Below are 16396 nucleotides of genomic sequence, written 5' to 3' on the forward strand. Positions count from 1 at the left end.
CTGTTTTTGGCCATGTTTTTCAAAAAACAGCAAAACAGACAGCAGGAGGTTGGCTAATCAGAAGCTATAACTGATTGTTTAGGAAAGGATTGAAGGTTGGGCCGCTATAAACGGCTCCTCCTTTACCTCAGAGTCAGGTACTTGCGCCCGCTACCATGTACTTGATTCTTTCTACCAGTCTGCCTCTCCCAGCCGTAACTTTTATTCCAGGCAGGATCACAGACATAATCCCAAGCGTGAGACGAAAGTCTTTTACCATAAGATGATGCACGCCTTCAGACTAGACACGAGGGATAGCCCCAGGTTTAGAAACATCTTACCAGAAATTAAAACCGGTTCTTCCGTTAAAGGGCGAATAGGAAGGTGAAGAACAAAGCCACCCAAACCACATCCAGAAAATGCCAATAGCTGCGCAGCATCTCCAGCTGCATACGTCTATACGGATCTCTGATGAACACCAGGGTTCTAATAGGATCTGCAGACGCGCGGCTGGTCTTAATAAATAGAAACGCAGAAAATGCCAGGCCACCCGCTATGTGCAGCAGGTGTAACGCAGAGAGCAGGTACAGAAACGTACCGGTGGTGTGGCCGTTGAACAGAACATTTTTTGAATCCAGCTCAAACCAAGCCACCACCTGGGCAGTGGCAAACACAAAACCCAATACTAAAGCCCAGCCCAGCTGTCGCTTCAGCTGCACCAGGTTATCCTGTTGATACTGGTCAGGCACCTGTTGCATGAAGAAACTGCTCACCAGAATCACCACGGTACTCACCGTGAATAGTTTGGGTAACAGGATTTCTTTCTGGTTGGTCACCTGCCCTGCTTTCATTAGAAAGATGACGGTCAGGATGAAGAACAGCACGCCCATACCGGCCATACTCACATACAAGATCATTTTGAGAGGCGGCACCTTCTCAATTTGTTCAAAGCTGGGGAGTTTGCCAGCGCCTATTTTGTTTTGGTTCTCAGATTTCATGTCTGTTAATACGTTCAACCCACCGTGCCTGCCTTCTGTTCAGACGGCGCATTCATACTGTAATACCATGTCAATCAGCAGAATGTTTGCCAGTTAATGCTAAAAAGATGCTTTTCTTTCCAAAGGGGTTGCACCTGCTTTCCTTAAATTGTATAGCGGCGGCAACACTTGGCTTAAGCACCTCCCGCCTCTTAGAAAACCACTGCTTACCCCCGTTTAAACCAGGAGCCCACTTTGCCAAAGACGGCATTGGCGGTGATCTTAGGTGAAGCCGAGGTACCAAACTCTATATAGGTTTTATTGTTCACCCGCACGTCTACCACCAGCCCGGCCGCTAAGAGTTTTGCGTTCAGATCCCGCGCCTTGTCCAGGCTGCCGCTAATGCCGCCCCCGCCTTTTCCAGAGGAGGGCGGTAAAATATTCTGCATCACCCGTTCCAGGGCCGCGTGGTCCTGAAAATTCACAATGATGTAGTTTTCCTCAGCCACCAGAAACACATGGTCCTCTTGCACCGTGAACACCACCTGGGCAGAAATATCAAAGGGGAATTCCATTCCTATGCTCCTTTCTGCCCGTTTGACTTGCTGGTCAAAGAGACTTTCCCGTTCAGTCGCCACTGCCCCGGCTGCCCCTGCGGACCCGGCCCCTGTAGCTGAACGTCATCAAACTCTAAAGTGATATCTGTCTGGGTGGCTTTTAATTTCTGAAGCAGGACCTCTGCCAGTTCTGAAAGCTGCTGAATGGGGTGGGTTGAATTTTCCATAAGGCATACGTTAATCAGACGTAAATACGGGTAGAGGGGGCATCAGTTTTCAATTCTTACAGGAGTACAACTTCTGCACATCCCGCCTCCGTAGTTTTACGTATACCCCTCAACCTCATTTGTGGCTTGCCAGCCCTTCTTTTATATGAAAACAATTACTAAACTAGTCATTCTTACCTTGCTCGCCTTCTTGCCTGAGTACCTCTTCGCCCAGGACTGCACGCAACCGCTGGGCTTATCTAAAAATACTGAATTCATCTACCAGGTCACAGACAAAGGCCGGGAAAACGGGATTCTGCACAACAAGGTGGTGCAGCAGATGAACAACCAGGACGGCGTCTTTACCACCACCTTCAAGAGCGCGCGCATGGACAAGAACAAACGCACCAAAACCATAGAAGAATTCCAGATCAGGTGCAACGGGGACAGTATTTATCTGGATGCCAAGCTTCTGCTGCGTGAACAGGCCCTCAAAGCCTTTGACGGCAAAGACTTTGACTTCACCCCCAAAGACATAGCCTACCCTAAGGTGCTGGCGGTGGGGCAACAGCTCCCCACCGGAAAGCTGGGGGTGCGGGTACGCTCTTCCAATGTAGACATCAGCACCATTAGCATGGTGGCCAGCAACAGAAAGGTAGTGGCTCAAGAGAAACTCACCACCCCGGCCGGCACCTTTGACTGCTTCAAGATCACCTACCAGTATGAAGTGGAGCTAGACGCCAGAGGCATTGCCCTGCGGGATGTTTACCAGGTTGAGGAGTTTTTCTCGCCTGAGCACGGGATCATCAAATGCCAGTTCACGAACAAACGCGGCAAGAAAGCCAAAGGCCTGGAGCTGATCTCCAAACGCGCCCCGGTACAGGCGTTGCAGAACTAACAAGGTGCTACTACAGCTGGGGTGGCACCAGTCTGGGCAGCCTCAGGGCCTCCTCTGGGTAAATACACACAACTGTATCCTATTTTTCCCCGGTTCGGTTGAGTTCCGCCTGCCTGTTAATTTTTGAGTGGCTTTCTGACCAAACGGAAAGAACGTGTGGGTAAAAAAAGTACCGGCGGCAACAGACCTTAACACACCAAAAGAATTTCCGTTAGTAAAAGAGACTGAAGCATGTATCCTGTAGGATACCGTGGCTGGCTATTCTAGAGAAGCCTGCATGTGCTAGTTTTGATCTAAAACAGACTGACAAACTATGGAATCACTGAAAGGGAAAACCGCTCTGGTTACCGGAGCCGGAAAAGGAATAGGAAGAGCCGTGGCCATTGCCCTCGCAAAACAAGGTGTAAACGTGGGGCTCCTGGCGCGCACTGAAAAAGACCTGCAGAAAGTTGCCGCCGAACTGGAGGAACTGGGGGTGGAAACCTCTGTGGTTACTGCTGATGTGGCCAATATTCACAGCGTGAACGAAGCAGTAGAACAGGTGCAGCAGGAATTGGGGTTCATTGACATCCTGATCAACAATGCCGGTACCGCCTCGTTTGGCAAGTTCATGGATCTGGAGCCCGAGCAGTGGGAGCAGATCATCAAAGTAAACCTGCTGGGGGCCTATTATGTGACCAGAGCCGTACTCCCGGCCATGATCTCCAACAAAACCGGTGACATTGTAAACATCTCCTCTACCGCCGGCCAGCGCGGCGCGGCGGTCACCAGCGCCTACAGTGCCTCCAAGTTCGGGTTGATTGGCATGAGCGAGTCCCTGATGCAGGAGGTAAGAAAGCACAACATCAGGGTCACCACCCTCACCCCCAGCACCGTGGCCACAGATCTGGCCGTTGAACTGAAACTCACAGACGGGAACCCTGACAAAGTCATGCAACCCGAGGATTTCGCCGAGTTTCTGGTGTGCCAGCTCACCCTCAACCGCAGGGTCTTCATCAAGGAAGCGGGCATCTGGTCTACCAATCCATAAACGGCGGTGCCGAAAAATAAAAAATTCGTTTTAGGGCTGTTTTCAGAAAAACAGGCCTAAAACGCATTTGTCTTTCTAACTACTCAGATTAGAAGCCCTTCAGGTCAATCTCTGTTGTCTCTTGCGCAGGAATGATGCGTTTGGTTTGTTTCTGCACAATTTTAAAGTGGTGGGCATCTTCTGGGGTCACCAGGGTAATGGCCTCACCGGTGGCGGCGGCCCTGCCGGTACGGCCAATGCGGTGGATATAATCTTTGGAGGAGCGGGGCAGGTCATAGTTGATCACGTGCGGAAGAGACACAATGTCAATGCCGCGGGCCGCCAGGTCTGTGGCCACCAGTACCGGCACCTTTCCTTTCCTGAACAAGTCCAGCGCTTCTGTGCGGGCTCCCTGGCTTTTACCGCTGTGCAGCGCCACTGCTTTAATGCCGTTGTTGCTCAATTTGGTCACCAGGTGATCTGCCCGCTTGGTTGCTGACACAAATACCAGTACCTGCTGCATCTTCTGCTCCTTAATAAGATAGCGCAGAAAAGGGCCCTTCCGCTCGGTGTCCACCAGATAGGCGATCTCTTTGATAGCCGCCGGTACCAGACGTTGCTCGTCCTTTACCTCCACCACCTCTGGGGCATGAAGCAGTGTCTCCTGAATGGCCCGCACCTGGTTGTCCAGGGTGGCAGAAAAAAGCAGGTTCTGCCGCTTTTTGGGCAACAGCGCCAGGATCTGCCGCATCTCCTCTTCAAAGCCCAGGTTCAGCATTTTATCAGCCTCATCCAGCACCAGCGTCTCCACATCTGCCAGGTGTACCGCTTTTGACTCAACCAGGTCCAGCAGTCTCCCCGGGGTTGCCACCAGAATGTCGGTGCCTGACAGCCGCTTCATCTGCGGGTTGATGGACACGCCCCCAAACACGGCTAACGTCTTGATCTGAATTGGTATATGGCGGCTGAACGAAAGAAACACTTCACCCACCTGCAGCGCCAGCTCCCGGGTAGGCACCAGCACCAGCACCTTCACATACCGGTTTCTGAACGCACGGTTGGTCTGTGCCCGGTCCAGCAGCGGCAAGGCATACGCGGCGGTTTTCCCGGAACCCGTCTGCGCAATGCCCAGCACATCCTTCCCTTTGAGCACCGCCGGAATGGCGCCCATCTGTACGGGGGTGGGTTGATCATACTGCTGGGCCGCCGCGGCGTTCACCAGGGGCTTTGTTAAACCTAATTCTGCAAAAGACATAGTGACATGTATGGAAAGTCACAAAGATACAGGTCTTTCCCGCAGGAAGATGGCAAAAGTTGGAGGTGAGGTTCTTTTCGGGATAAGATGTTTTCTGAAGAACCTGTTCAGACGTTCTTCTTGTTCTTTCTGAATAATTCTACCATGCCGCAAGGCCTGCTTGTGCCGCCGTTTTAGGGCTACTTTTCAGAAAATAGCCCTGAAACAGGAAGCTCTTCCACGCTAGCCCTAAATACACTAGCGCACACTTTCGCCTTTGATACTCCAGAAACCCTTAAACAACACCATGCACACGCAACTCCCATGGCAAGCCACTGCAGAAGCCTATGCCACTTAAGATTACAGGACAATTTCTAAAACAGAGGAAAAGCGGGTGCTCCCTTCAGATATTAACCACTTGGTCAAAGACCTTTAAAACACCTCCTGCAGTCGCTCAAACTATTATAAGGCAGAACCCACTCCTGTTTTTGGCCTGTTTTCAGAAAATAAGCCCAAAAACAGGAATCCAAGTGAGCAGCCTCTAACCAATCCTGCCAAGAAATTCAGGTTGAGAACTCCCGCTTCAATTGTTACCAAGCCACGTGAAAATACTGGTCTAAAGGCTGGTCAACTCTTCTAAAGGTGTGGGCCCCAAAGTAATCACGTTGCGCTTGAATGAGGTTGGCGGGTGATTGCTGGCTCACGTACCCCAAAACGTAATTCAAAGCAGATGAGAAGACGGGCAAAGCCGCGTTAGCTTTCAAACCAGAGGCCACTACGTCTTTCCAGGAAGGCAGTAGCGTCGTCATTTTCTCTACCACCCGCGCCTGCTGGAGAAGGGGGCCTTCTGCTTTTAAAACATCTGCCAGCTCCTCCATGAGGAGGGAACGAATAATGCAGCCGTTGGTCCAGATGCGGGCAATGCTGCTCAAGTCCAGCTGCCAGTGGTACTCTTCAGATGCCCGCCGCATCAGTTCAAAACCAACGGCATGGTTCACCAGCCGCACCGCCTCATAGGCGCTTTTCACCTGTTGCACCAGCAGCAGCGGCACGCCCACCAGCTGTTCCGGCTCTACGGCATACACCTTTGCCGCCTGCACCCGCTGCGCCTTCTGCGCCGAAAGGTACCTGGCCATCACCGCCGCCGCAATGGGGTCTAGGGAAGCACCTAACTCCAGGGCGGCAGTTGTGCTCCAGCCGCCCGTTCCTTTTTGTTCGGCGGCGTCTAAAATTTTATCCAGCAGCGGTTCCCCGTCTTCCTGCTTCTGCAAAATGGCCACGGTGATCTCCAGCAGGTAACTGTCTAAACCGCTGTTTTGCCAGTTCTGGAATTCTTCGGCCACGGCCGACGGGGAAAAACCCAGGTGAAACCGCATGAGTTGGTACGCCTCTGCCAGCGCCTGCATTTCAGCGTATTCAATGCCGTTGTGCACCATCTTCACAAAATGCCCGGCGCCCTCGGGGCCTATGTACGCGCAGCAGGCATTGCCTTTCCTGTCTTTGGCTGCCAGCCGCTCCAGCAGGTGAGCCACGCTGTCATAGCCCGCCCGTTCGCCGCCCGGCATCAGAGACGGCCCTTTCAACGCGCCTTCTTCGCCCCCAGAAATGCCCACGCCCAGAAAATGGAGATGCAGGCTTTTCATTTCCTGGGTCCGGCGGCGGGTGTCCAGGTAGTGGGAGTTTCCTCCGTCCATGACCAGATCCCCTTCTTGCAGTAACGGCCTGAGCTCTTTCAGGACGGCATCTACGGCCCCGCCCGCTTTCACCATCACCAGAATTCTTCTTGGCCGCACCAGCGACTGCACAAAGGCCTCCATCTTAGAAAACGGCTGCAGGGGCTGGTCAGGGTGGGCCTGCACAAAATCTTCAGCCACCCGTTCTTCCACCCCTGCCACCGTACGGTTGTACACGGCCACCGGCACCCCTTTGCCCGCAAGGTTGAGGGCAAGGCTTTTGCCCATCACCCCCATGCCAATCACCCCAAATTGTGCCAGCATTTTATCAGAGTTTTCTTCAGTGGCGGCCATAACGTGATAATGGTATATGATTTGTTGTACAAGCTGCGCAGGTGAATGCACAATGTGAAGGTGCAAGGCAGTTTGCGGCACCTCCAGGGTCTCCAGCTGCGACTCCAGCAGAATCCTGGGCATGAAATGACCCGCCCGGTTGCCAATGCGCTCCTGCAGCACCTCCCTCTCCCCGTGCAGGTAGATCACCTTCAACGGGGAGGCCAGATCCTGCTGCAGCGCCTGACGGTACTGTTCTTTTAAAGCTGAACAAGCCATGACTAGCTCCTGCCCCGCCTTTTCAGCTTCCCGCAGCAGCTGGTTCAGCCGCAGGAGCCAGTCCTTCCGGTCATCATCTGTCAGCGGATTGCCCTTGCTCATTTTCTGCACACTTGCTGGCAGATGGTAGTCATCGGCATCAATAAAGTGAAGTTGCAGCTGCTGGGCCAACAGATAGCCCACGGTGCTTTTGCCACTCCCTGACACACCCATTACAAGGTAAGACATAGGGTAAGGTTTGGATTCTTACCAGGAGGTACGCATAGATGTAGTTTCCGTTCCCTTGTACCTGATTTTTCCCTTTAAGGTCATGGCAAGTAGAGAGGGCACAAAAAAGAGGTTCATGCCAATTGTTTATAAAATGGACGCCCTCCCCACCTGGGCTCACAATGTAGCCTATCTAAAGGAATAGAGAGACTACGTTATGGTTTTTACTTGTTTTCGGCCTGTTTTCTCAAAAAGAGGCCATAAACAAACGCCTGCTGTGAATCAAGTGCTTGCTATAACAAAGGGACTTCTTTTTTGCCGGGGCAGCAGCCCCCCCTCTAATTTAGGAGAGGCGGGGGGTGGTGAACCCTCCTTTTCCCTATCTTTACCGGGTAAACTTTACCACCACCCGCCATGCCTGAGCAGAACCCGCAAGTCCGTATTCTGGAGCTGACCAACCGTCTGAACTACCTCAACTACCAGTACTACCAGAACAGCGTTTCAGAAGTAACTGACTTTGAGTTTGACCAGATGTTGAAAGAGCTACAGGAGCTGGAAGAGGCGCACTCGGAGTTCCGCTCAGACAACTCCCCCACCCAACGCGTTGGCGGTACCATCACCAAGAATTTCCCTACGGTGAAGCACAAGTACCCTATGCTTTCCCTGGGCAATACCTACTCTGAGGAAGAGGTGCGGGAATTTGACAAGCGGGTACGCAAAGTGACCGGCGACGAGGTGGAGTATGTCTGCGAGCTCAAATTTGACGGTGTGGCCCTCAGCCTCACCTACACCAATGGCGCCCTCAGCCTGGGCGTGACCCGCGGTGACGGTACCCGTGGCGATGACATCACCCCCAACGTGCGCACCATTAGAACCATTCCGCTGCACCTGCACGGCGAAGATGTACCGGCAGAGGTAGAAGTGCGGGGCGAGGTCTTTATGCCGTTCAACGTGTTTGAGGAACTAAACAAGGAGCGCGAGGAGATAGGCGAAGCCTTGATGGCCAACCCGCGCAACGCCACGTCTGGAACCCTGAAACTGCAGGACTCCAAAGAAGTGGCCCGCCGCCGGTTGAGCATGTTCGCTTACGGTTTGTGGAGTACGCCAACTTTATTTGACAGCCATTCTCAAAGTCTGGAGGCGCTGCAGCGGTGGGGGCTGAATGTGTCGCCTACCTGGCGCGTGTGCCAGACCATTGACCAGGTGCTGGACTTCATACACGAATGGGAAACCAAACGGTTTGAGCTGCCCATAGCCACAGACGGCATTGTGGTGAAAGTGAATTCCTACGCGCAGCAGGAGGAACTTGGGTACACCGCCAAAAGTCCCAGATGGGCCATGGCATACAAGTACAAAGCCATGGAAGCCGTGACCGAGCTGCTGGAGATTGAATACAACGTGGGCAGAACCGGCGCCGTGACCCCGGTGGCCATCATGAAACCGGTGCTGCTGGCGGGTACCACGGTGAAGCGGGCCTCGCTGCACAACGCCAATGAGATAGAGCGCCTGGGGCTCATGCTGCACGACCAGGTAATGGTGGAGAAAGGCGGCGAGATCATACCCAAGGTAACGGCCGTAAAAACAGAACTCAGGCCAGAAAACGCAGAACCCATTGTCTACCCCACCACCTGCCCCGCCTGCAACACCCCCCTTATTCGTACCGAAGGGGAAGCCAACCACTACTGCCCCAATGAGAAAGGCTGTCCGCCGCAGGTGAAGGGCAAGTTGGAACACTTCATCAGCCGAAAAGCCATGAACATCATGAGCCTGGGCGAAGGCAAAATAGAACTCCTCGCCGAGCGCGGCCTGGTCACCAGCCCAGAGCACCTCTATGATCTCACCTATGACACGCTTTTTGGGCTGGAGAAAGTGTACCAAGACGAGGAAACCGGCAAAACCCGCACCGTTAAGTTCCAGAAGAAGACAGTAGACAACATCTTGAGCGCCATAGAGAAATCAAAAGAGGTGCCGTTTGACCGGGTGCTGTTTGCGTTGGGCATCCGGTTTGTAGGTGCCACTGTGGCACAAAAGCTGGCCCAGCATTTCCGGAACATAGATGCCCTGCGGGCCGCCTCTGAGGAGGAACTCATTGCCGTGCCGGAGATTGGGGGACGCATTGCCGCCTCCGTGCGCGAATATTTTCAGGACCTGGCCCATGTGCACGTGGTGGAGCGCCTGAAGGAGCACGGCCTGCTGCTGGACCTGGGCGAACTGGAAGTAGTTGCGCCTCAGAGCAACAAGCTGGAAGGGCTCACGTTTGTGGTCTCCGGTGTCTTCTCCGGCTATTCCCGTGATGCACTGCAAGAGACCATTGCCGCCCACGGCGGAAAAGTGGTCAGCTCCATCTCCAAAAAACTTTCTTTTTTAGTGGCCGGTGATAAAATGGGGCCCAGCAAATTAGAGAAAGCCACCGCAATGGGGGTGAAAATTGTGAGCGAAGAGGAGTTTAACCAGATGATTTCCTAATCATTCCAGCCCCTGGCACAGGATAAGTGGACCGGCACCCCACTGCCTTGCCAGGCAGCCAGCCGCCTGCTTTTCTGTTTTCGGGCTGTTTTCCCAAAAACAGCCCGAAAACAGAAAAGCGGCAGGAACCCCCGCCGCTTTTCTACCACTTATTACAACTAAAACAATCTTACTCTTTAACAACTACAGACAAAACCGACTTCTAAGGAAAAGGTTTACCACCAGAGAACATTCTCCCTTATTACCTTACATATCAAAGTTACAAGCGCACAAATCTGCTATTTCCCCTGCCACCCAGCTTTCCGCCTGGCGGTAGGGTCAACCCCGACCTTTCTTTTGGCAGCCCTCCCCACATGGCCGTTGACCGCTCCCTCACCAGCCTTGTCATAAAGGGCCCGGGGTGAATTTCTGTTTTCGGCCTGTTTTTCAGAAAACAGCTCCAAAACGCAAGAGCAGACACTTTCTGGTGGTCTGAGCTAGAACTGAGGAAGCAGGGTTACCGCCACCGCAAAAGCTCTGTGGGGAATTGGAGCTTCTCCTCCACCTCGCCCACTGCTGCTTTGAAGACGGTGTCTTTTTTCATTTCCAGTTGTTGCTGGTACTGCTCCAGGGCCAGTTGCCCCTGTACGTCCCACTGCGCATTTACCCAGCCCAGGGCGGCACCAACTACTAAAGTGAAGAGAATTTTCATGGTTTCTGTTTATGACCTGTTTTAGTGAAAAGAGGGGAAAACTAAAGAATCTGTCTTCGGGCCGAAGCCCAGAGGGCCAGCAGCAGCAAACTGAGGCTGGCCAAAACACTGTACCACATCTGCGGCACAAACACCCCGGCGCCTTTGGTAAAGAAACCCATTGCTGAAAAATAGGGCCAGCTGTACGGGTAATAGCCAATGTGCTCCCACCGTGACCCAATCAGGAATGCCAGTGTGAACAGAATGCCCAAACCTATGCTCATGGCAATGCTTTTATACCTATAACTGATGCAGAACTGCAGGGTGAAGATGAACAGCGAGCCAATGAAGATCCGGAAGGACCCCAAACTGATGCTTCCCACGTGGTGGTAGTGCTGAAATCCTAGTTCCGGCCGCACCCAGCCCAGCACATAACCCGCCGCCAGCATTGCAGCTAGAAATGTAAAGTAGGTGGCCAACACCAGACCCAATTGAAGGAGGTATTTGTTCAAGAAAACGCTCCATTTAGGCACTGGCAAGGCGTACAGCTGCTTCCACCCGTGGGAGGTATGTTCGGTGCCGTTCACCAGCGCGGTGATAAGCGCCAGGTACATGGGCACCAGCAGTTGGGCGGTGGCGTAGAAATTGTTCCCCGCCCAGAGAAACCAAGGATCCTCGCCCGGCTTGATTAATTTTTCGCCTCTAAAGAAGAAGACTAGAAACGTCATGCTCACCACAGCTAGTGGAGCCAGCAGCGCCAGCCAGAAGGCCCAGGTGCGTTTAATTTTCAACGCTTCGGCCGAAAGGCCACGGCGGAGATAGATGCCAATTGCTTCCATGGGTTAAACTAGGGCTAGAGGTTGGGGAATAGAGGTTTCAACAGAAGGAACCTCAGTCATGGCCAGGAACAGCTCCTCCAGGCTTTGCTGCGCGTAAACCAGTCCGGTCACGGCTACCCCCTGCCCCACCAGCAGCTGGTTCAGAACGGCAGCTTCGGCTTTCTCCTGCACGGCCACCCGCAGCCAGTTCCCGCCCATGGTTTCTACCGCCAGGCCGTGCGCCAGCAATACGTCTCTGGCCAGCAGGGTATTGGCCACCTCCAGCTCCAACACGTTGGCTTGTATGGCTACCTGCTGCAGCTCCTGCACGGTGCCTTCAAAAGAGAGTTTCCCCTGATGCAGAATAGACAGGTGCGTCACCGTTTTCTCTATCTCACTGAGCAGGTGGCTGGAGACGAAAATGGTTTTGCCGTGCTGCTGGTTCAGGTCTTTGAGCATTTGCCGCATTTCCCTGATGCCGCTGGGGTCAAACCCGTTGGTGGGTTCATCCAGGACCAGCAGTTCAGGGTCAGAGAGCAGGGCCAGGGCAATTCCCAGCCGCTGGCACATACCCAGTGAGTACTGCCTGACGGGCCGGTGGGCATCTGCCGAAAGACGTACCATTTCCAGCACCGCTGCAACCCGTTTCTTCTCCACCCCCAGGAGGCGGCGCATCACCTCCAGATTTTCGGTTCCGGTGAGGTGCCTGTAGAGGCTGGGCGTTTCAATGAGCGCGCCCACCTTCTGCAGCACCTCTGCTCTATGCTGCCTCAGTTCGCGCCCAAAAAGCTGTACTTCTCCTGCTGTTGGGTGCAGCAGGCCCAGCAGCAACCGGATGGTGGTGGTCTTTCCTGCACCGTTGGGTCCCAGAAAACCATAGATGCTCCCTTTGGGGATCTGCAAGTCCAGCCCTTTCAATATATTCTGGCGGCCATAGCGGTAGCAGAGGTTCTGGGTGTGAATGAGCAGGTCTTTCATGGCGTGGTGACGAAGTGATGTCCAAAAGAAGTCCATTACCCGGCCGTCTGCAACTAAACTATACCAACCCGCCATTCCTTTAGACGAATCACCGGTTCATCCCCTTCAACCTGTTCATCTATACATTTGGGGCGTTGGTCTAAATGTCCCTCCATCTTAACGCAAACCTGTTTTGAATGTGTAGTTTTGGATAGCTTTAAGAAGAGAAATGAAGAAACACATTCCGCTGCTGTTGCATGTGCTGCTCTGGGTGACCCTGCTGGCATTGACCCTGTTGGTGCACTTCAACATGGGCGAACCCAACTGGATTCCCATACCCTGGCTGGCGCTGGACGTGACGCAAACCATTCTTTTTCACCTGTTGCTGTTTTACTTCAACTGGTTTGTGCTGGTGCCCAAGATCCTGGCCAAAGACCGGGTGGTATGGTACGCCCTGGCGGTTATTGCCACCCTGGCGGTTTACGCGGCGGTGCGGGCGCCCATTGAGATCTGGGAGAAAAAAGCCATAGCCCAGGAAGTAGCCAGAATGGCCCAACAACTACAGAAACACCCTTCCCTCCTGAATTTTGGGCACAACATGCTCCAGATTGCCGTGACGGGGGTGATGAGCATCTTCCTGAGTTCGGCTTTAAAAGTAACGGGGGACTTTCTGCGCAACGAGCGCCGCCGGAAGGAACTGGAGCTTCAGCACACCCATACAGAACTGGAATTGCTCAAGTCACAGGTGAACCCGCATTTCCTGTTCAACACGCTCAATAACATCTATTCGCTCGCCTACCAGAACGCCCCCAGTACGCCAGATGCCATCATGAAGCTCTCGCTGCTGCTGCGGTACCAGCTCTATGAAACCCAGACGGCGCAGGTTCCCCTGGAAAAAGAGCTGGAGCACCTGCAGCATCTGCTGGACCTGCACCGCCTGCGGCTGCCCAACCCGGCGCTCCTGACCCTGGAGGTGTACGGTGATGTCTCCCGCGTGCAGTTGCCGCCCATGCTCCTCATGCCCCTGGTGGAAAACCTCTTCAAGCACGGCCTCACCACCGCCCCCATGCAACTGAGGCTGGCAGTGGAGCAACATAGACTGACTTTCACCACAGACAACACCCTCAAGCCCAACGCCCCCAAAGACGCCTACGGCGGAATTGGTCTACAAAACCTGCGCCGCCGGCTTGAATTGCTGTACCCCAGCTCCTTCTCCCTTCAAGCAGAGCGCATGGGTCTCAATTTGAAACCACCCTGGTGCTCACCCTGCTATCTTAACCGTTCCTTGTTCTATGCAACTCACCTGTCTTGCCGTTGATGATGAGCCCCTTGCGCTGGATCTGATGCGCTCTTACATCAGCAAAATCCCGTTTCTGCAACTGGTGCAAACCTGCTCCAGCGCCCTGGAAGCCATGGCAGTGATGCAGCAACAGCCCATTGACCTGCTGTTTCTGGACATAGAAATGCCAGAACTGACGGGCGTGCAGTTTGTACAGTCACTCTCCCACCGCCCCGCCGTCATTTTCACCACCGCCTATCCGCAGTACGCCCTGGAGGGGTTCAGCTTAGACGCGGTAGACTACCTGCTCAAGCCCATTCCGTTTGACCGTTTCCTGCGGGCCGTGAACAAAGTGCATGAGCGGGCGCAGCTGCAGCAGCAACTTGTAGCCCCGGCCCCGGTTATGCCTTCGGCCCCGGCCGAAAACGAGGATTTCATTTTTGTAAAGGCTGACTACAAGACGCTGCGGGTGAACCTGAAAGACATTTTATTCATTGAAGGCCTGAAGGACTACGTGATCCTGCACACCATAAACCGAAAGATTATCACGCTGTTATCAATGAACAAGCTCATGGAGAAACTGCCGGAACATGACTTCGCGCGGGTGCACCGGTCATACATTGTCTCCCTCCCGCATATTGAGGCCATAGAGAAAAGCCGCATTAAAATAAAAGAGCAGGAGATCCCTATTGGAGACAGCTACCGCGAGGAGTTTATGCGCTGGGTGGAGAGTAAGAATCTTTAGCTCCTCTCAAACCTGATTTTCTGTATTGGGGCTGTTTTTCAGAAAATAGCCCCAATACAGAACTGAGGCAAAGGGCTTTCCAAAACAAGCGTTAGTAACGTTTCACATATTACCTTGTGAATCATTATCTTTGACCACACAACCCATAGAAAACAAACATGCAAGCATTAAGAGGAACGGGCGTGGCGCTGGTAACTCCCTTCAACCAAGACCTGAGCGTTGATTTTGAAGGATTTGGCCGCCTGATTGACTATACCATAGAGAACGGCGTAGATTACCTGATTGTGAACGGCACCACCGGCGAGTCTGTGACCACCACCCCCGCTGAGAGAAAAGAGCTGCTGGCCTTTGCCAAAGAGCGCATTGCCGGCCGTAAGCCCTTGGTGTACGGCCTAGGGGCCAATGATACCCACTATGTACTGGACCTGATCAAAGGCCTTGACTTTGAAGGCATTGCCGCCATCCTTTCAGTATGCCCCTACTACAACAAGCCCTCACAGGAGGGCGTCTTTCTGCACTATACCGCCATTGCTGACGCTTCTCCGGTGCCGGTGCTGCTGTACAACGTGCCGGGCAGGACAGGCATTAACATGAGTGCCGCCACTACGCTCAGGCTGGCCCAGCACCCCAACATCATTGGCACCAAAGACGCCTGCGGAAACCTGGAGCAGTACATGGCCATTATTGAAGGAAAACCGGAAGGCTTTCTGATGATCAGCGGTGATGACATGACCACCGTTCCCCTTATCTCAGTGGGTGGAGACGGCATTATTACCGTTCTGGGCAATGCCTTTCCGGAGAAGTTCAGCCGGATGACGCGCCTGGCGCTGGAAGGGAATTTTGCCGAAGCCGGCCCGCTGCAACGTTCCTTCGGGAAGATCAACCCGCTGATGTATGAAGAAGCCAACCCCGTGGGTATTAAGCTGGTGCTGCAGCAGGCGGGCATCTGTGAGCCGTACGTTCGCCTTCCGCTGGCGCCGGCTTCAGAGAGCCTGAAACAGCGCATCAAAGAAGCCGCCGCTCCTTTACTGGCCTAGCCTTCTCGGGCGTTTATCGGCTCTTTTTCTGAAAACAGATGAAAAACAGATTATTCCCTCTCCTCCTGCTTGTGTTGGCAGTGTGCACCCGCGTTCTAGGGCAAGGCAGTTCTGCTGCCGGAGAACCCGTTGAACTGGCTACGCCGAAGGGCATGGTAAAAGGGACCCTGCTGGTGCCGGTGTCTTCTAAACCCCTGCCGGTGGTGCTGATCATTGCCGGCTCCGGCCCCACAGACCGCAACGGGAACAGCGTAGCCACCCAGAACAACAGCCTGAAACTGCTGGCTGAAGGGCTGCATCAGCAGGGTATTGCCACCCTGCGCTATGACAAACGCGGCTCAGGGGAGAGTATCTCCGCCTTAGGCGAAGAAAAAGACCTCCGGTTTGATGACTATGTGACCGATGCCACCCACTGGGTGCAGAAGCTGAAGATGGACAAGCGTTTCAACCGGGTGGTGGTCATGGGGCACAGTGAAGGCTCTTTGATTGGCATGCTGGCCACCCAGCAAGCCAAAGCAGACGCCTTTGTTTCCCTGTCAGGCCCGGGCCAACCGGCAGATAAAATCATCAGGAACCAGTTGCTGTTGCAGCCTAAAGCGGTGACAGACATCGCCTATCCGGCCTTAGACTCTCTGAAGCTGGGCAAAACAGTGGCCAATGTCAATCCTATGCTGGGCGCCCTTCTCCGCCCCAGCGTGCAGCCGTACCTCATCTCCTGGTTCAAATATGACCCGCAGGTTGAGTTGAAGAAGTTGACAGTGCCCGTTCTGCTGGTACAGGGTGATCAGGACTTGCAGGTACCCAAAAAAGAGGCCGACCTGTTGCTGGCAGCGGCGCCTAAAAGTAAGCTGGTGGTCCTCTCAGGCATGAACCACGTCTTGAAAGAGGTAGGGACAGACTACAATGCCAATGTTGCTTCCTATAAGAATCCAGAACTTCCCTTAGCGTCTTCTTTGGTACCAGAGGTAAGTGCTTTTGTGAAGGGGTTGAAGTAGCGTCTAGAAAAATAGTATAGGTTCAGTAAAAGCAACGTCTCCCGTTTTTGGCCTGTTTTCTGAAAAAAACAGGCCAA

Annotated in this window: 15 protein-coding genes; 7 read left to right on the forward strand and 8 right to left on the reverse strand. The window is 53.6% G+C overall.

The genetic code is table 11. The features are described 5' to 3' along the window. Positions 1-344: 344 nt before the first annotated feature. From A8O25_RS20300 to A8O25_RS20310, 3 genes are all read right to left on the reverse strand, one after another. On the reverse strand, positions 345-977 hold the full coding sequence (locus tag A8O25_RS20300) for a cytochrome c oxidase subunit 3 (protein ID WP_066839110.1): 633 nt from the start codon (positions 975-977) through the stop codon (positions 345-347). A 206-nt stretch (positions 978-1183) separates the two neighbouring features. After that, a complete protein-coding gene (locus A8O25_RS20305; RefSeq protein WP_066839113.1) occupies positions 1184-1531 on the reverse strand; it encodes a hypothetical protein in 348 nt (115 codons plus the stop codon). Positions 1532-1533: 2 nt separating this feature from the next. Further along, on the reverse strand, positions 1534-1740 hold the full coding sequence (locus A8O25_RS20310; protein ID WP_066839116.1) for a hypothetical protein: 207 nt from the start codon (positions 1738-1740) through the stop codon (positions 1534-1536). 145 nt (positions 1741-1885) lie between these two features. Between A8O25_RS20310 and A8O25_RS20315 the strand changes: the two genes are divergently transcribed. Beyond that, a complete protein-coding gene (locus tag A8O25_RS20315) occupies positions 1886-2617 on the forward strand; it encodes a TapB family protein (RefSeq protein WP_066839119.1) in 732 nt (243 codons plus the stop codon). A 313-nt stretch (positions 2618-2930) separates the two neighbouring features. After that, a complete protein-coding gene (locus A8O25_RS20320) occupies positions 2931-3647 on the forward strand; it encodes a 3-ketoacyl-ACP reductase (protein WP_066839121.1) in 717 nt (238 codons plus the stop codon). An 88-nt stretch (positions 3648-3735) separates the two neighbouring features. Here A8O25_RS20320 and A8O25_RS20325 read toward each other — a convergent pair whose 3' ends face one another. Together A8O25_RS20325 and gndA are read right to left on the reverse strand one after the other, a co-directional pair. Further along, positions 3736-4881, reverse strand: a complete 1146-nt coding sequence (locus A8O25_RS20325; RefSeq protein ID WP_066839125.1) for a DEAD/DEAH box helicase — start codon at positions 4879-4881, stop codon at positions 3736-3738. 569 nt (positions 4882-5450) lie between these two features. Beyond that, entirely contained in the window at positions 5451-7373 is a 1923-nt protein-coding gene (gndA, locus tag A8O25_RS20330) for an NADP-dependent phosphogluconate dehydrogenase (protein WP_066839128.1), read from the reverse strand. Between the two features lie 393 nt (positions 7374-7766). Here gndA and ligA point away from each other — a divergent pair, with 393 nt between their 5' ends. After that, the gene (gene ligA, locus A8O25_RS20335; protein ID WP_066839132.1) at positions 7767-9818 is read left to right on the forward strand and encodes an NAD-dependent DNA ligase LigA; all 2052 of its coding nucleotides are present in this window, start codon (positions 7767-7769) and stop codon (positions 9816-9818) included. 496 nt (positions 9819-10314) lie between these two features. Here the strand turns inward: ligA and A8O25_RS20340 are convergent, their stop codons facing one another. The 3 genes from A8O25_RS20340 to A8O25_RS20350 are packed head-to-tail and all read right to left on the reverse strand — an operon-like array spanning position 10315 to position 12359. Continuing rightward, positions 10315-10509, reverse strand: coding sequence for a hypothetical protein (locus tag A8O25_RS20340; RefSeq protein ID WP_066839135.1), 195 nt, complete (start codon positions 10507-10509; stop codon positions 10315-10317). A 41-nt stretch (positions 10510-10550) separates the two neighbouring features. Next, positions 10551-11327, reverse strand: coding sequence for an ABC transporter permease (locus tag A8O25_RS20345; protein ID WP_066839138.1), 777 nt, complete (start codon positions 11325-11327; stop codon positions 10551-10553). 3 nt (positions 11328-11330) lie between these two features. Then, positions 11331-12359 (reverse strand): ABC transporter ATP-binding protein, encoded by a 1029-nt coding sequence (locus A8O25_RS20350; RefSeq protein WP_241499107.1) that lies wholly within the window; start codon positions 12357-12359, stop codon positions 11331-11333. A 133-nt stretch (positions 12360-12492) separates the two neighbouring features. On the opposite strand from A8O25_RS20350, the gene A8O25_RS20355 reads away from it, so the two are divergent. The 4 genes from A8O25_RS20355 (at position 12493) to A8O25_RS20370 (ending at position 16319) form a co-directional block, all read left to right on the forward strand. Continuing rightward, positions 12493-13581 carry a sensor histidine kinase gene (locus A8O25_RS20355; RefSeq protein WP_066839144.1) on the forward strand — a complete coding sequence of 363 codons (1089 nt, stop codon included), beginning with the start codon at positions 12493-12495 and terminating at the stop codon, positions 13579-13581. Beyond that, the gene (locus A8O25_RS20360) at positions 13556-14287 is read left to right on the forward strand and encodes a LytR/AlgR family response regulator transcription factor (RefSeq protein ID WP_066839154.1); all 732 of its coding nucleotides are present in this window, start codon (positions 13556-13558) and stop codon (positions 14285-14287) included. The genes A8O25_RS20355 and A8O25_RS20360 overlap by 26 nt, the downstream gene beginning before the upstream one ends. A 158-nt stretch (positions 14288-14445) precedes the next feature. After that, positions 14446-15324 (forward strand): 4-hydroxy-tetrahydrodipicolinate synthase, encoded by an 879-nt coding sequence (dapA, locus tag A8O25_RS20365; protein WP_066839156.1) that lies wholly within the window; start codon positions 14446-14448, stop codon positions 15322-15324. A 38-nt stretch (positions 15325-15362) separates the two neighbouring features. Then, positions 15363-16319: an alpha/beta hydrolase gene (locus tag A8O25_RS20370; protein WP_066839159.1), complete on the forward strand. Its 957-nt coding sequence runs from the start codon at positions 15363-15365 to the stop codon at positions 16317-16319. The last annotated feature ends 77 nt before the right edge of the window (positions 16320-16396 follow it).

This window comes from Rufibacter ruber (genome assembly GCF_001647275.1).
GTDB lineage: Bacteria > Bacteroidota > Bacteroidia > Cytophagales > Hymenobacteraceae > Nibribacter > Nibribacter ruber_C.

Excerpts from the sequence above, each read along its gene's own strand:
- A8O25_RS20300 (WP_066839110.1), bottom strand. The coding sequence starts at position 977 with ATGAAATCTGAGAACCAAAACAAAATAGGCGCTGGCAAACTCCCCAGC.
- A8O25_RS20305 (WP_066839113.1), bottom strand. The coding sequence starts at position 1,531 with ATGGAATTCCCCTTTGATATTTCTGCCCAGGTGGTGTTCACGGTGCAA.
- A8O25_RS20310 (WP_066839116.1), bottom strand. The coding sequence starts at position 1,740 with ATGGAAAATTCAACCCACCCCATTCAGCAGCTTTCAGAACTGGCAGAG.
- A8O25_RS20315 (WP_066839119.1), top strand. The coding sequence starts at position 1,886 with ATGAAAACAATTACTAAACTAGTCATTCTTACCTTGCTCGCCTTCTTG.
- A8O25_RS20320 (WP_066839121.1), top strand. The coding sequence starts at position 2,931 with ATGGAATCACTGAAAGGGAAAACCGCTCTGGTTACCGGAGCCGGAAAA.
- A8O25_RS20325 (WP_066839125.1), bottom strand. The coding sequence starts at position 4,881 with ATGTCTTTTGCAGAATTAGGTTTAACAAAGCCCCTGGTGAACGCCGCG.
- gndA (WP_066839128.1), bottom strand. The coding sequence starts at position 7,373 with ATGTCTTACCTTGTAATGGGTGTGTCAGGGAGTGGCAAAAGCACCGTG.
- ligA (WP_066839132.1), top strand. The coding sequence starts at position 7,767 with ATGCCTGAGCAGAACCCGCAAGTCCGTATTCTGGAGCTGACCAACCGT.
- A8O25_RS20340 (WP_066839135.1), bottom strand. The coding sequence starts at position 10,509 with ATGAAAATTCTCTTCACTTTAGTAGTTGGTGCCGCCCTGGGCTGGGTA.
- A8O25_RS20345 (WP_066839138.1), bottom strand. The coding sequence starts at position 11,327 with ATGGAAGCAATTGGCATCTATCTCCGCCGTGGCCTTTCGGCCGAAGCG.
- A8O25_RS20350 (WP_241499107.1), bottom strand. The coding sequence starts at position 12,359 with ATGGCGGGTTGGTATAGTTTAGTTGCAGACGGCCGGGTAATGGACTTC.
- A8O25_RS20355 (WP_066839144.1), top strand. The coding sequence starts at position 12,493 with ATGAAGAAACACATTCCGCTGCTGTTGCATGTGCTGCTCTGGGTGACC.
- A8O25_RS20360 (WP_066839154.1), top strand. The coding sequence starts at position 13,556 with ATGCAACTCACCTGTCTTGCCGTTGATGATGAGCCCCTTGCGCTGGAT.
- dapA (WP_066839156.1), top strand. The coding sequence starts at position 14,446 with ATGCAAGCATTAAGAGGAACGGGCGTGGCGCTGGTAACTCCCTTCAAC.
- A8O25_RS20370 (WP_066839159.1), top strand. The coding sequence starts at position 15,363 with ATGAAAAACAGATTATTCCCTCTCCTCCTGCTTGTGTTGGCAGTGTGC.